The organism is Brevibacillus sp. HB2.2, from assembly GCF_013284275.1.
GTDB classification, from domain to species: domain Bacteria; phylum Bacillota; class Bacilli; order Brevibacillales; family Brevibacillaceae; genus Brevibacillus; species Brevibacillus brevis_D.
The window spans coordinates 1-13,535 of sequence record NZ_JABSUV010000038.1; the positions used below are offsets into that span (position 1 = coordinate 1).

Annotated in this window: 12 protein-coding genes; 8 read left to right on the forward strand and 4 right to left on the reverse strand. The window is 45.9% G+C overall.

The genetic code is table 11. The features are described 5' to 3' along the window. A partial coding sequence (locus tag HP401_RS23020) for an aldo/keto reductase (protein WP_173606662.1) occupies positions 1 to 220 on the forward strand: 220 nt, incomplete at its 5' end. 116 nt (positions 221 to 336) lie between these two features. Here the strand turns inward: HP401_RS23020 and glpT are convergent. Then, positions 337 to 1,701 (reverse strand): glycerol-3-phosphate transporter, encoded by a 1,365-nt coding sequence (gene glpT, locus HP401_RS23025; protein WP_173606663.1) that lies wholly within the window; start codon positions 1,699 to 1,701, stop codon positions 337 to 339. Positions 1,702 to 2,067: 366 nt separating this feature from the next. On the opposite strand from glpT, the gene HP401_RS23030 reads away from it, so the two are divergent. The 3 genes from HP401_RS23030 (at position 2,068) to HP401_RS23040 (ending at position 5,288) form a co-directional block, all read left to right on the forward strand. Beyond that, on the forward strand, positions 2,068 to 3,591 hold the full coding sequence (locus HP401_RS23030; RefSeq protein ID WP_173606664.1) for a chitinase: 1,524 nt from the start codon (positions 2,068 to 2,070) through the stop codon (positions 3,589 to 3,591). 93 nt (positions 3,592 to 3,684) lie between these two features. Beyond that, the gene (locus HP401_RS23035; protein WP_064203332.1) at positions 3,685 to 3,987 is read left to right on the forward strand and encodes an ArsR/SmtB family transcription factor; all 303 of its coding nucleotides are present in this window, start codon (positions 3,685 to 3,687) and stop codon (positions 3,985 to 3,987) included. Between the two features lie 95 nt (positions 3,988 to 4,082). Next, positions 4,083 to 5,288, forward strand: a complete 1,206-nt coding sequence (locus tag HP401_RS23040) for an MFS transporter (RefSeq protein WP_173606665.1) — start codon at positions 4,083 to 4,085, stop codon at positions 5,286 to 5,288. A 224-nt stretch (positions 5,289 to 5,512) separates the two neighbouring features. Here HP401_RS23040 and HP401_RS23045 read toward each other — a convergent pair whose 3' ends face one another. Next, a complete protein-coding gene (locus HP401_RS23045) occupies positions 5,513 to 6,304 on the reverse strand; it encodes a hypothetical protein (RefSeq protein ID WP_173606666.1) in 792 nt (263 codons plus the stop codon). 304 nt (positions 6,305 to 6,608) lie between these two features. Between HP401_RS23045 and HP401_RS23050 the strand changes: the two genes are divergently transcribed. Continuing rightward, positions 6,609 to 8,585, forward strand: coding sequence for a methyl-accepting chemotaxis protein (locus HP401_RS23050; protein WP_173606667.1), 1,977 nt, complete (start codon positions 6,609 to 6,611; stop codon positions 8,583 to 8,585). A gap of 72 nt (positions 8,586 to 8,657) precedes the next feature. Here the strand turns inward: HP401_RS23050 and HP401_RS23055 are convergent, their stop codons facing one another. Further along, complete coding sequence (locus HP401_RS23055) at positions 8,658 to 9,239, reverse strand: TetR/AcrR family transcriptional regulator (protein ID WP_173606668.1); 582 nt, start codon at positions 9,237 to 9,239, stop codon at positions 8,658 to 8,660. 250 nt (positions 9,240 to 9,489) lie between these two features. Here HP401_RS23055 and HP401_RS23060 point away from each other — a divergent pair, with 250 nt between their 5' ends. The 3 genes from HP401_RS23060 (at position 9,490) to HP401_RS23070 (ending at position 12,820) form a co-directional block, all read left to right on the forward strand. After that, a complete protein-coding gene (locus HP401_RS23060) occupies positions 9,490 to 10,698 on the forward strand; it encodes an MFS transporter (RefSeq protein WP_173606669.1) in 1,209 nt (402 codons plus the stop codon). 96 nt (positions 10,699 to 10,794) lie between these two features. Continuing rightward, positions 10,795 to 11,865, forward strand: coding sequence for an LLM class flavin-dependent oxidoreductase (locus HP401_RS23065; RefSeq protein WP_173606670.1), 1,071 nt, complete (start codon positions 10,795 to 10,797; stop codon positions 11,863 to 11,865). Between the two features lie 13 nt (positions 11,866 to 11,878). Continuing rightward, the gene (locus HP401_RS23070) at positions 11,879 to 12,820 is read left to right on the forward strand and encodes an alpha/beta hydrolase (protein ID WP_173606671.1); all 942 of its coding nucleotides are present in this window, start codon (positions 11,879 to 11,881) and stop codon (positions 12,818 to 12,820) included. A 106-nt stretch (positions 12,821 to 12,926) separates the two neighbouring features. Here the strand turns inward: HP401_RS23070 and HP401_RS23075 are convergent, their stop codons facing one another. Beyond that, positions 12,927 to 13,271, reverse strand: coding sequence for a carboxymuconolactone decarboxylase family protein (locus tag HP401_RS23075; protein WP_173606672.1), 345 nt, complete (start codon positions 13,269 to 13,271; stop codon positions 12,927 to 12,929). Positions 13,272 to 13,535 lie beyond the last annotated feature (264 nt).

The window sequence follows — 13,535 nt, forward strand, 5'->3', positions numbered from 1 at the left end:
GGAGATTGCTGATAAGCATCATAAATCCATTGCACAAGTCATCCTGCGTTGGGACTTGCAAAATGGTGTCGTAACGATTCCAAAATCCACAAAAGAACATCGAATCGTTGAAAATGCATCGGTGTTTGATTTTGAGTTGACCAAGGAAGAGATGGATCTGATCGATGGCTTGGATCAGAATCATCGCGTCGGTCCAGACCCGGACAATTTTGATTTTTAATAGATGTAAACAAATAACCCATGGACAAGCTTATTCGATAAAATAGTCGGTGGCTGTTCATTCCATAAAAAAGAAGGATAAAAATCATAACGATTTTCATCCTTCTTTTTGCTATTTTAATGATTTTTAACGACTTCCTGCCCACGTACATTCCACGTAAGGGCAAAAACAAGAGCAGCCAATGCGCACGAAGCTGTCAGCAACATAAATCCTGCATCCCAGCCGGAGGCATCAACGATAACCCCCATCAATGCGTTCGCTGTGACTGTACCGCCTAGGTAACCAAACAGACCGGTAAGTCCTGCAGCGGTTCCGGCAGCTTTTTTCGGAACAAAATCAAGGGCTTGCAAACCAATCAGCATGACTGGACCGTAAATCAGGAAACCAATAGCGATCAGGCAAATCATATCGACTACGGAATTTCCAGGTGGGTTGAACCAGTAGACCAGAACAGCGATCAATACGCCGAGCATAAAGACAAACCCTGCGGGTCCACGGCGGCCCTTGAACAATTTATCAGACAGCCAGCCGCACAGGAGCGTTCCCGGGATACCTGCCCATTCGTACAGGAAGTAAGCAACGCTCGACTTACTCATATCAAAGCCTTTTTCTTCACTCAAATAGGTCGGCGCCCAGTCCAGAACGCCGTAACGGACGAAGTAGACGAAGATGTTGGCAATCGCGATTGCCCAAACCCATTTGTTGTTCAACACGTATTTGAAAAGGATTTCTTTTGTGGAGAATTCTGTTTCATACGTTTTCTTCTCTTTGTTTGGATAGTCATTGCGATATTCTTCAATAGGCGGCAGGCCGACTGACTGCGGAGTATCGCGAATTAAGAAATACGTAATGAATCCAAAGACAATGGCAACCAGAGCAGGAAGAATAAACACACCTTCAAACCCGGAAGAGGTATTACCCGAAAACCAGGTGAACATCGAAACACCTGCTACAGCGAGGGGAGCCATCAAGCCTCCGCCAACGTTATGGGCAACATTCCAGATGGCTGTTTTGTTTCCTCTTTCACTTACACTAAACCAGTGTACGAGGACACGCCCGGATGGAGGCCAGCCCATTCCCTGGAACCAACCGCTCAGGAACAGCATCACAAACATGATCGTGACGGATGAGGTGAAGTAAGGAACAACCCCCATCAATAAACTGATAAGTGCAGAAAGAATCAAACCGGCAGGCAAGAACATTCGCGGGTTGCTTCGGTCTGAAAAAATGGCCATTACAAACTTACTGATCCCGTAGGAAATCGAAATGGCGGATAACGCAAAACCGAGATCTGTTCTTGTAAATCCTTCTTTAATCAAATAAGGCATGGCGAGCGAGAAGTTTTTGCGGATGAGATAGTACGCTGCATAACCGATGAAGATTCCGAGAAACACTTGAAGTCTGAGCTTTTTATACTCAGAATCGATTTGTTCGTCAGGCAATCTGTCAATAGGCGGTGCAGGCTTAAACAGTTTGAGCATCTTATTCCTCCCCCTAGATGATTTCTAACAAAGACGGAGATGCACGTAAAAAAACCCATACTTTAATGGCGCTTTCAAAAATGAAAGTGCCAAAAAGTATGAGTCTCCCAATCTCCATCATAGTTAACTTGTCGTAAGTGTATTCTATTATTCTGTGAAAACGTTGTCAACGATGTTATTCTGGAGCATTAGAAAATTTTCCGCAAAAACGTAGTCGCCCTCTGTGAAAAGCCTCGATAGAGATTTTCTTATGTATATGTTATTCAAAAAAATACATTTTTTTCAAATATAAGTATATCTTTATATTAGCTCATTTGTATGAGGCATCTTTTTTGCACAAGTAAATAATGAAGGAGGCTTTGTTTGATGTATTTTTTGATGAGAAAAGCAGGAGTTTTGGTAGTACTATCGCTTCTCTTAATTTTTTCGCTATTCCCGCAGTCTTCTCACGCCATGACACCGTGGACTCCCAACACCGTATACAAGGTAGGAGACATGGTTACGTATCAAGGGCAAGATTACAAATGTACATTTGCTCATACATCGCTTGTCGGGTGGGAACCGCCTAACGTACCGACACTGTGGCAACTGCAAGGTCCCTCTGCTCCCGATACCATTCCACCTACGTCCCCCACAAATCTTAGTGAAGTAGGGAAAACGAGTAGTTCAGTTAGCTTGTCTTGGTCAGCTTCTACGGATGATAGAGCTGTTAAGGAGTATCTCGTCTACAACGGAGATACACTCGCTGGTATATCGAGTACACCATCCTATACCGTGACAGGGCTTCTAGCAAATACGACATATTCATTCACGATCCAGGCAAAAGATGCCGCAGGTAATGTATCCCCACCCAGCGCCTCGATAACGGTAACCACTTTATCTACATCCCCTAATGAACCGGTGTCCAAACGAGTTTTGATCGGCTACTGGCATAATTTTGACAATGGTTCAATAGTACTCAAGCTAAGAGATGTCTCAGATAAATACGATGTAATCAATGTTGCGTTCGCTGAACCAGTCGGTGGCGATCATGCGACAATGGGATTCGTGCCGTTCAATGCATCCGTTGAGGAATTTAAGTCGGATATCGCCTTGTTACAGTCAAAGGGGAAGAAGGTCCTCATCTCGATTGGCGGAGCGAATGGTACAGTCGAGCTGACGACGGAAGCTGCCAAACAAAGTTTTATTACCTCGATGACCTCGATTATTCAAACGTACGGGTTTGATGGTATGGATATTGATCTGGAAGGAAGCTCCTTGTCGCTAAATGCGGGGGACACTGATTTTAGAAATCCGACAACGCCCAAAATTATAAACTTGATCGCAGCGACTCAAACGATCACGAATACATTTGGCCCATCTTTCATTTTGACAATGGCGCCAGAAACGGCTTATGTCCAAGGAGGTTACGCTGCCTATGGTGGGCCGTGGGGCGCGTATCTGCCTGTGATTCATGCCCTTCGTGACCGGATGAATTATATCCACGTTCAGCACTATAATTCTGGAGCGCTGGAAGCATTGGATGGTCGTACGTATCAACAAGGAACGGCTGATTTCCAAGTAGCGATGGCAGAAATGCTGTTGAAAGGATTCCCTATTGGGCGGAATCCAAACAACATGTTTCCAGCCTTGAGGGAAAACCAAGTCGCGATCGGGCTGCCCTCTGCTCCAAGTGCTGCCGGGGGAGGCTATACGTCTCCTGCCGATATCCAGAAAGCCCTTCACTATTTGGTAAAGGGTACGTCTTTTGGGGGAACCTACAAACTCCAAAATCCAGCTGGTTATCCGCAGTTCCAAGGAGTTATGACCTGGTCTATCAACTGGGATGCTAGAAATAACTATTCGTTTGCCAATCATGTTCGTACTTCGCTTGATTCGTTGAGCCAGTAATGACGGAATCTTTGAAAAAACCCACCCGCTCTCATGGGTGGGTGTCATTTCAGGGTTGTTGACATATCGACAATTCCCGATATAATAATACGTATGGATCCAATTGAAATTTTTAAAGCGCTGTCCAACGAGTCTAGACTCCAAATTCTACATTGGTTAAAAGAGCCTGAAAAACATTTTATACCCCATGAAGGAGTGGATATGAGAAAGATCGGGGTATGCGTCAGTCAAATCACTGAGAAATTGAATATGACTCAGTCAACTGCGTCCCAATATTTGTCCATTCTCCAACGCGCTGGGCTAATCAAGACGGAGCGTATTGGGAAATATACGTACTATACCAGGGACGAAGAAAAAATACGTGAAATAGGTGCTTTTTTTAGCAGTCAAATATGATCGAATGAAACTGAATGCTTCATGGAGTATTCAGTTTTATTCCGAGTTTTATATCGACATATCTTAATATGTCTAAATTTCGAGGGGTGCAATTCATGTCGAATACGTGGAAGGTTTACTTTTTGTCATTGGTCAGTTTTTTAGTGGGTACTTCAGAGTATGTAATCTCCGGCATTCTGGATAAGATCTCGGATACGATGGGTATCTCCATTACAGCGGCAGGGCAGCTGGTTACTATTTTTTCATTTGTTTATGCCATTTTAACTCCTGTGATGATGGCCATAACGGCGAAAATGGATAGGCGGAGGCTTCTTGTTAGTGCACTAGGAATTTTCGTAGTTGCCAATATACTGTCGTTCGCTCTTCAGGGGTTTGAATTCTTTATTATGGCCCGTGTGATCATGGCTATAGGTGCTGGAATGGTGGTTGTGACTGCGTTAGATATCGCGGCCAAGATCTCTCCTGAAGGCAAGCAGGCAAGTTCGATCGCAACTGTCATTATGGGATTTACAGCATCTTTAATTATCGGTGTTCCCCTTGGACGAGTAGCGGCAGCCGCATTTGAATGGCAATCTGTATTCGGGTTTATTGCAATTGCAGGTCTTTTGGCGATGGTTGTCCTGTCCCGCACGATCCCACAAGTAAAAGGAGATGTACCCGTACCTCTTTCGAAGCAATTAGCACTGTTGAAAAACCCGAAAGTCGGGCTTGGTTTATCGGTTACGTTCTTTTGGCTGGGTGGGTATTCCATTGCCTATACTTATATATCTCCTTATCTTCTCGAAGCCGCTGATATAAGTGAAAATTTGTTGAGTAGCGCTTTATTGGTGTTCGGTTTAGCTAGTCTGATTGGTTCCAAATTCGGTGGTTACAGTACGGACAAATGGGGAGTATCTCCTACATTACTTGGTGGAATGCTTCTGCATGTTGCAGCTCTCATTTTGCTCTCCATTACCGTATCTATCTCACATGAACCGTTTACGGTGATCGCGATCTTGGTATTATGGTCCTTCGCCGCTTGGTCTTCGGGACCAACGCAACAGTTTAATTTAGTTCGGATTGCACCAAATAATTCAGGGGTAATGCTTGGTCTAAACCAATCTATGATGCAGCTCGCGATGGCGGCAGGGGCTGGAATTGGAGGCATCGCTGTTGATCAAGTATCCTTATCGTCAATTACGTGGCTAGGTATGAGTGGCGTGGCGATCGCTATCGTTGCTGCACTGATTTTACAAGTGATGTTAAAAGAAAAAGTTAGACATAAACCAGGTGCATACGAAACACGCTCCAGCAATCACTGATCGCCAGTCACAGGGACACAGGCTCGAAGGAACAATTCCGAGGGTGACGCGATGTTAGCAGAAGGCCATCCTTTGAGGGTGGCCTTTGTGCCATTTTAAACAATCGTTTAATAGTCGCTTGGATAGCCATTCGCCCGGGTTTCCCGGTATTTTCCTCTGAAAACAAACTGAAAAAACCTCCAGAGCTATCAATGTGTAGCAGCAGGAGGTTCCTCGCTTATAAGTTATGCAATCCAATCGATGGTAGATCCAGACACTTGTTGGCTTTCCATTCGCTTTTGCAGATAAGGGTTTTTCTTTTGCTCATCTGTTTGTTTGTCGTTAGAAGAATGCTCTGCCTGATTAGCATCTTGAGAGTTCTCAAGCCTTTTGTCGATCTCGTCAGCCATCTTCAGCAGTTTGCCGTCTAAGCCTTCTGCCTTCCGCTTCAGTTCTTCTGACTTCGTAAAATCTCCGTCCTTTGACGCGGGTTCCCACGCCTTCGCCTCTAATTCCAAGGTAATCTGAGCCCGTTTTACACTGTGCATATTCTTGAGATGGTGGGTTGCCGTTAAAACAGCATGGAGGGTAGAGGAGGATTGTAGGGATTCATCTTGTTTGGGGGCGATATCGGAAGCTTTCTGTTCCTTGCTCTGCTCTTCATCCGTGCCTCTCGCCTTGCGTTGTTCTTCCAACTGAATTAGTTTCATCTGCGTATCGATTTCCTCGATCTGTTTGTCCATCTCATCCAGTCGTTCTTTCATGACTTTTGGGTCTGTCAGTTTTTCAACCGCATCCGCATAGTAGTTGTTCCGTCTCTCTAGCATCGCTTGCTTTTGTTCCATAAGGCTTTGCAGCATCTTATTCTTATTGGGAGAGTTGTTCCCACTGCTTAGCTGTAGGCCTTGCTGGCTAATCGTTAGATGATCCTGCTTTTTGTTACTGTCGTGCTCCGGTGCTTTCATCTGTGGGTGAATTCCCGGGCTTCTATACTGGGCGGACGAGCTTATGGCGTATCTAGGTGTAACAAAGAACATGAATGATGATACCTCCTTTCATGAATCGAGTTGTTGGCCAAAACGGCAGCCAATCCAGAATGCGGATTACTGATTTTTGGTTATTATTTGTATCGGAAAGAAGTTTTCCAAATTTTACTTGTTTGATGCCCTGAAGTTTCAAATAGGTACTAACAGGGAAAATATACTTTGCAGAAATGTTCATGTAGAAAAGATGGGCATAGGTATGAATCTGGCCTGATAGGAACGCGCCTTCTAACGACCGGTGAGGCGTTGTTTGAGTTGCAACTCGTTATTCTACTTCACTAGAGAGGAGTCATCATAGATGATAAAGAAAATGATTACTGGTTATAAAGCATCGCTATCTAAGCAGATCCTGTTTTTGCTCGTCTTGCTTATTGTTGTTCCCTCTGTCGTTCTGAGCCTGACCTTGACACAACTGGCGCGCAACCAGTTAGAGCACGAATTGTTGTCCCAAGTCGAATCGGTTACCACGATGATTACACAAGTGCTCAATAATTCGTACGAGGATTATTCTGCTACGATCGATAGCTTTGCGGATGTTCAAGTTCCGCCGGGGCAAAGTGCGGATACGTATATCTATGATCGCATTCGCAACATAGAGAAAGACATCGATAATGTTTTGGCTGCGTTCATGTACTACGACAATCGATATTACAATTCGGCGAAAAAGGAAATTGATCCGACTACCCGTGAATGGTACAAGGAAGCGATGCAGCATAAAGGGCAGGTAGTTGTGACGCCACCTTATATCGACGCGATAAGCGGAGGTTACGTGATTACGTTTGCCAAGACGCTCTCCGATGGTAAAGGGGTAGCGGGAATCGACGTTTCTATTGATCACTTAAACGAGCTGGTAAAGACGTACAAGATCGGAGAAAAGGGATATGTCAGCTTATTCGATCAGAACAATGTGACAATGTCGCATCCACGATTCCCGCAGGGCAAGCCGCTTGAAGACAATCGCTTCCAAGTGATGCGTGATGGAGCGGAGGGTTCTTTCGAAGTGGATGATGACGAGCTTCGTGAATATTATCATTTCAACAAGCAAAATTCACTCGGATTGAACGTCGTTTCCGTGATAGATTGGAATGAAATCAATCAAAAAACGGGGCCACTGTTGCGGACCTCATTTTTGTTCATCGTACTGTTGCTTGCTCTCATTGCCCTGTTCGTTTGGATATTCATGAAAAGCACGGTGCGACCCATTCTGCAATTGAAGCAACTGACCGACTTAATCGCGCAGGGGGATTTGACGGTCCGGTCTATCGAGAGTGGAAGAACGGATGAGATTGGGCAGCTGCAATCCAACTTCAATACGATGTCGCAATCGTTGTCCGATGTCCTGCGTCAAATTACCGATCATTCCGAGCAAATCTCTGCTTCCTCCCACCATCTGTCTGCGAATTCGGAGGAGAACGTGCAAACGATTGAACAAGTCGCTACCTCCATGCAAGAAATAGCGTCCATGTCTTCCGATATGAATCAGAGTATAGATACCGTGAAGCAATCGGCAACGCAAGCCCAACAGGAGCTGGATGATGCCATCCGCATCCTGCGTGAGAGCACGGAAATGTCGCAGCTCATTACAGGTCTGGCTAATACCGGAGAGGAGTCCCTTGGAGCGGCAAGACAACAGGTGAATATGATCGTGGAACATTCTGCCCGTTCTAAGCAGGAGATGGAGGAATTAAAACAGGTTGCTGAAGAAATTAGTGGGGTGACGAATTTCATCCAGGATATCGCCTCTCAGACGAATTTGCTTGCGTTGAATGCTGCTATTGAAGCGGCGCGCGCCGGGCAAGAAGGTCGCGGGTTCGCTGTCGTCGCTGATGAGGTACGCAAGCTGGCTGATCAGACAGGCTCTGCTGCTGAAAGGATCGACAGTTTGATCGGAGAGGTTCAGAATCGCGTCCTTCACATGGTTAGACGAACGGAGGAAGGCGTGGATTCTGCTACAGCGGGAAGTGATTTGACACAATCGGTTGAGCAGCGTTTTACGGAGATGTATGAGGCCATTAACCGCATTGACGCGCATCTCGCGCAAGTAGCCCGCGTCAGCGAACGGTTAATGCAATCAAATACGGCGATGCTTGTAGCCTTTGGTGAATCGAGCGCCATGAGCCAAGCCACTGCACAAGAGGTCGACCAAGTCGCAGCAGCCAGTGAAGAACAGAATGCTTCGATGGAGGAAGTGGCAGCATCGGCAGTGCATCTTGCCAACATTGCGGAAGAGTTGCAGTTATTGGTGCAGCGTTTTAAATTGGAGCGTACACAGTAGTTGTAGTGATAGATTGAAAGACCAAAGACCAACAGATGTTGGTCTTTTTTTTGTCCAAGCTGGTCCTAATGCTTACTTAAGTAACGTAAGCGTAACCTCTATTGAATTATCAACAAATGATCGATTTGGACGAGATTTCAAAATTACGGTCAGTCCAATTAACGATACGATAAGCGCTTGGGCGGTAGCTTTTGCGTCTATACTCGAATCGAGTTCACCTGATTGGATACCTCGCTCAATCGTTTCTTGAAAAATGACAGAGAGGTACATTTGGTGTTCCCTTGTCAAAATCTCAAATTTCTCATCATGAGGGGCTAGCTCGACCATGGTATTAATGCAAAAGCATCCTCGGCTGAGACCTTCCGTATATTCCTCGTCGGCCACCTCTTTAAAAAAATGGCGAAATGCCTCTTTTACGGATGGCGTGTTTTGAAGCTTCGTTCGTATCTCCAAAGCTCGAGACATCGTGTATCTGCGTAGTGCGGCTTCGAACAATTCTTTTTTGTCTCCAAAGGTTGAGTAAATACTGGGGCGCTGGATACCCATTCGGGAAGTTAAATCACTTAATGAGGTAGCTTCATACCCCTTCTCCCAAAAAAGCTGCATAGCCGCATCAAGTACTTTTTCTTCGTCAAATTCGCGTGTTCTTGCCATAAAGAGTTCCTTTCATACTTATGTATTGGAATCTATGTAACGGTCAACAAACCTTTTTGTACTGAATGGTATTTTATATTTTATTGATTTTTATATGCTTTGTCAATTTAAGGTTGGTTTATTCGAACTTAAAAAGAATGGTGTTGACAGAAAAAGAAATGTTGGGATATATTTACTGGGCACAATAACGTACCGATCGGTATGTTATTGTGGATTAAACCAAAAATGAAAGGAGGTAAGGTGAAGTCAGATGGAGGAAGTTATTGAAAAGGTAACGGCTAATTCTCCCATGCCGCGCTATGTAACACTGTTGTTTGCGGTTGCTTGCGGGATGTCAGTTGCGAATATCTACTTCGCGCAGCCACTACTTGATCATTTGTCGAGTGATTTCAGAATTGACTATTCCATCATTGGGATTCTGATCACCCTTACTCAAATCTTTTATGCGGTAGGACTGTTGTTACTTGTGCCACTCGGCGATTTATTGAACCAGCGTCGCTTGATTATCGGTCAGATGTTTTTATCTGTGGTAGCACTGGTTATCGTAGGGACTGCTTCCACCAGCACGGTACTATTCGCAGGTATAGCAGCGGTCGGATTGCTTGCTGTTGTGACGCAGACGATTGTTGCATTTGCGGCGACCATGGCTGCTCCTGCTGAGCGAGGGCGAGTGGTTGGAGTAGTTACAAGTGGAATCGTCATTGGCATTCTTCTAGCACGAACCATTGCGGGAGTTTTAACAGATCTAGCGGGGTGGCGTTCCGTATATCTGGTCTCTGCTGCATTTCTATTGTTACTGGTTTGCGTGTTATTGCGGGTATTGCCAAATAGGGAACGGGAGGTAAAATCGCTATCCTATCTCCAGTTGCTTGGATCGGTACTGATGTTGTTCGCCCAAGAACGGCTCTTACGTATTCGCTCTGTTCTAGCGATGCTGATTTTTGCTGCGTTTAGCATTTTGTGGACGCCAGTGGTATTGCCGCTTAGTGCACCGCCATTATCTCTGTCGCATACGGCGATTGGGGCGTTTGGTCTCGCAGGGGTTGCTGGAGCGTTAGCCGCAGCGAGGGCAGGGAAGCTTGCAGATAGAGGCTACGGACAGAGAACGACGGGTTTTGCCTTGAGTCTATTGCTACTATCGTGGTTGCTAATCAGCTATACAGAACAGTCGCTATTTGCCTTGGCGATCGGCATTGTTTTGCTTGATTTGGCGGTACAGGCGGTGCATGTTACGAATCAAAGTATGATCTTCACTTTGGGCGCAGAGGCGCGGAGTCGGCTTACGGCGGGGTATATGGTTTTCTATTCGATCGGCTCTTCTGCTGGCTCCATTGCCTCGACCTATATATATGCGCATTTTGGTTGGGAGGGAGTATGCACGCTCGGAGCCTCTGTTAGTGCGTTGGCTCTGATGTATTGGGCAGTGACCAGACGCGTTTCGGCTATCCCAGGGAAATAGAGCTACTGAAATATTTCAAAATGAAGATATACAAAATGGAACTATTCTGCTTCCAGAGCTGTTGATTATAAAGGTTTGCAAAAGGAGAGATGGTCTGTGGAGATTGGTATTACTTCGTTTGTGGAAACGACACCGGATGTTCAGACAGGTGAAGTGATGAGCCATGCACAGCGATTGCGTGAAGTTGTCGAGGAAATCGTCCTCGCTGATCGGGTTGGGCTTGATGTATTTGGCATAGGTGAACACCATCGCAAGGATTATGCTGCTTCTTCTCCAGCCATGGTGCTGGCTGCGGCTGCGCCACTGACAAAAAGGATTCGGCTGACCAGTGCAGTGACAGTGCTTTCTTCGGCTGATCCAGTGCGTGTTTTTCAAGATTTTGCTACGCTCGATGGCATTTCGAATGGACGGGCAGAGATTATGGCGGGACGCGGTTCCTTTATCGAATCTTTTCCCCTGTTCGGCTATGACTTGAATGACTATGATGAGCTGTTTGAAGAACATTTGGAATTGCTCCTGAAAATACAGGCGTCCGAAAAGGTAACCTGGAGGGGCGGTCATCGGCCAGCTATTCAGAATTTGGGCGTGTATCCACGGCCCGTTCAGAATCCTTTACCCATATGGATTGGTAGCGGAGGCAATCAGGAATCTGTTGTTCGTGCGGGTCTGCTGGGATTGCCACTGATGCTGGCGATCATTGGTGGAAGTCCGCGACAGTTTGCACCACTTGTGCAGCTTTATAAGAAGGTGGCTATGCACGCTGGCCATGATGTATCGCGATTAACGGTTGGGTCCCATTCACTCGGATTTGTTGCAGAGGAAACGGAACTGGCGGCAGATACATTCTTTCCTTCTACCCAAGCAGGAATGAATAAAATCGGAAGGGAGCGGGGCTGGGCCCATTATAACCGTGCTAGCTTCGATGCCGCACGCAGCTTGGAGGGGGCATTGTATGTAGGTGATCCGGAGACAGTAGCTCAAAAGATCATCCACCTTCGCAAACAGGTAGGCATGACGCGCTTTATGATGTATGTGCCGATATCCACGATGCCCCATGATCAGGTAATGAGAGCCATTGAGCTGCTAGGAACAGAGGTAGCGCCTCGGGTGCGAGAGGAAATAACCAAGTGGGAAGCAGAGACAGAGCAAGAATCAACATTTGCTTAATGGAGGGATTCACGTGGATTTTCATCGTCGAGTACTGCCGGAATTAAGGCAAACATTAGCACAATTCCCTGGTTTTCAACTGGAAGAAAATTTGGAGTCGAGCAGGGCCATGCTGAAAAATCCGCCTATTGTGAAGTCGGAGCATGTACGTACTACAAGTCGAATGATTCCAGGCGCAGCAGGAGAGATGCTGGCGAAAATATACGAGCCCGTCCAGCGAACAGGTAGTAAGCTTCCGGCTATGCTGTGGATTCACGGAGGTGGCTATGTGATGGGGCACCCCGATATGGATGACGCTCTATGCGAACGCTTTGTACAAGCGGCTAATTGTGTCGTCGTATCAGTTGATTATCGTCTGGCCCCCGAGCACCCTTATCCTGCTGCTATCTATGACTGTTACGCTGGTTTAACGTGGATGACAGACGAAGCTGAGTCACTCGGGATCGATTTGAATCGGGTTGCGATTGCTGGTGCAAGCGGGGGAGGAGGGCTGACCGCAGCACTTGCTTTAATGGCTCGCGACAAAGGGGGACCAGCCCTTATCTTCCAGATGCCGTTGTATCCAATGATCGATAACCGTAATCATACAGCGTCGAGCTATGAAATCGAGGCTGAGAATGCAACCTGGAACCGTCCGAATAATTTGGCTGCGTGGCGCATGTACCTGGGCGAAGGTGCCGACGACAGTCAAGTATCCGCATATGCGGTGCCGTCGAGAGCAGAAAGCTTGGTGGGGCTACCGCCGACGTATACGTGCGTAGGACAGCTTGATCTGTTCCGAGATGAGACGATCGAATATGTGACGCGCCTTGCACAAGCGGGCGTAGACGTAGAATTTCATCTGTATCCCGGATGCTATCACTGCTTTGAAGTATTTGTCCCCGAAGCGGAAGTGAGCCAGAGAGCCAGCCAAAGCTATATAGATGCGATGGCAAGAGCACTTCATCCTAAATAATCGAGGAGGCAAAAAGCACAACAATCGTTCGAGGGAGATCTCGGCGATTGTTGTGCTTTTGTATGCTTTTATAAACGCAGTGGTACAGGAATTTTCGTTCATCTTCTCATTGAATCGTTCCCTGTTTTTCCTCCATCACATCATTGATTAATATGACGCCATGCGAAAGGGTAGTTCCACCGCCGAATGCTCCGGCTACTGCTACTGTTTCAGCAATTTCTTTTTGGGAAACTCCGTCGTTGAGAGCTGCTTCCAAATGATAGACAATACAGTGCTCATTTCCGGAGTAAAGGGAGATAGCCAGTGCCTGCAAGTGCTTATGCTTAGATGACAATTCACCGGACGAAAAGCATTGGCTGGTGAATTCATTATATGTTCGCAAGGCCTCTGGCATCAGCTGTCCAAAAGCTTGCAGCCCTTCTCGATACTGTTCGGCCAAATAGTGCTCCATGGTTCCATTTCCTCCTATTTTGAAATCGCTGATAGTATTTCTTTGCTGGGGAATTTTCATACTGCTTCCTTATATAAGTAGAATCACATTCAGAATTAATTGATTTGTCACGTATTTTTCTCCTGGTTGAATGCAATTATATTTGATTATCAAGTATTTTCCTTGTAAATATAATTGTAGATATTATAAAAACATATTAAAATATATGAAGTAATCTACCAATATAGTGTAAGGCAAGAGAGGTGAATAATCTTACTAACTAGT

Bases quoted from the DNA above. Each gene is read 5' to 3' on its own strand.
- HP401_RS23060 (WP_173606669.1), top strand. From the start codon at position 9,490: ATGGAGGAAGTTATTGAAAAGGTAACGGCTAATTCTCCCATGCCGCGC.
- HP401_RS23075 (WP_173606672.1), bottom strand. From the start codon at position 13,271: ATGGAGCACTATTTGGCCGAACAGTATCGAGAAGGGCTGCAAGCTTTT.
- HP401_RS23040 (WP_173606665.1), top strand. From the start codon at position 4,083: ATGTCGAATACGTGGAAGGTTTACTTTTTGTCATTGGTCAGTTTTTTA.
- HP401_RS23050 (WP_173606667.1), top strand. From the start codon at position 6,609: ATGATAAAGAAAATGATTACTGGTTATAAAGCATCGCTATCTAAGCAG.
- HP401_RS23045 (WP_173606666.1), bottom strand. From the start codon at position 6,304: ATGTTCTTTGTTACACCTAGATACGCCATAAGCTCGTCCGCCCAGTAT.
- HP401_RS23035 (WP_064203332.1), top strand. From the start codon at position 3,685: ATGGATCCAATTGAAATTTTTAAAGCGCTGTCCAACGAGTCTAGACTC.
- glpT (WP_173606663.1), bottom strand. From the start codon at position 1,701: ATGCTCAAACTGTTTAAGCCTGCACCGCCTATTGACAGATTGCCTGAC.
- HP401_RS23030 (WP_173606664.1), top strand. From the start codon at position 2,068: ATGTATTTTTTGATGAGAAAAGCAGGAGTTTTGGTAGTACTATCGCTT.
- HP401_RS23055 (WP_173606668.1), bottom strand. From the start codon at position 9,239: ATGGCAAGAACACGCGAATTTGACGAAGAAAAAGTACTTGATGCGGCT.